Annotated in this window: 1 pseudogene; it reads right to left on the minus strand. The window is 35.0% G+C overall.

Going from position 1 to position 283, the window contains the following annotated elements:
* Positions 1 to 278 (minus strand): annotated as a pseudogene (locus ACSG5Z_RS32180) (Ig-like domain-containing protein); the annotation flags it as partial.
* Positions 279 to 283: the final 5 nt, after the last annotated feature.

Genomic DNA, 283 nt, shown 5'->3' on the forward strand with positions numbered 1-283 from the left:
TCACGTTTTGGATACATTGTGATAACATCTGCATTCATAATTGACCAAATAACTTCTTTATTAGTTGCTTGCACTGGCACCACAGAGGCTTATAACTCAGAGCTTTGTCCAGATCTTACTTTCAACTTATTTTTTTTCATATGAACACCAATGACTGAAATAACAGAAGGAGCGATTGTAATTTGAGGTGGATTATGATGTATGTTGAATCTAGTCGCAGTATTATTTGTAATAGGTGAAAATTTTCGTGTTTGTTGTTGCAGGTAAGCTGCTAACATGTTGG

Origin of the sequence: Bacillus pretiosus (assembly GCF_051294775.1) — a bacterium.
Lineage (GTDB): Bacteria > Bacillota > Bacilli > Bacillales > Bacillaceae_G > Bacillus_A > Bacillus_A wiedmannii.